A 284-nucleotide genomic window follows, 5' to 3' on the forward strand; every position below is an offset into this window, starting at 1 on the left:
GTCCTCGGGGTGGCTCGGGTGGGTATCGATGACGGGTTCTTCGAGCTGGGTGGGCATTCGCTGTTGGCGACGCGGTTGGTGAGCCGGATCCGGTCGGTGTTGGGGGTGGAGGTCCCCATCCGGGTGGTGTTCGACGCCCCCACCGTCGCAGCCCTGGTCGCCCGGCTCGATGATGGTGTGGCGGTGCGGCCGGTGTTGACGGTGGCAAAGCGCCCGGAGCCGGTACCGGTGTCGTTCGCGCAGCGGCGGTTGTGGTTCATCCACCGGTTCGAAGGGTCTTCGGC

The 284-nt window shown here is 68.7% G+C and carries 1 protein-coding gene; it reads left to right on the plus strand.

All coding sequences use genetic code 11. The features are described from left to right. Positions 1-18: 18 nt before the first annotated feature. The coding region (locus tag ACX4ZE_RS23360) for a phosphopantetheine-binding protein (RefSeq protein ID WP_480275623.1) at positions 19-284 on the plus strand (266 nt) is incomplete at its 3' end.

This window comes from Nocardia sp. TBRC8007 (assembly GCF_056629435.1).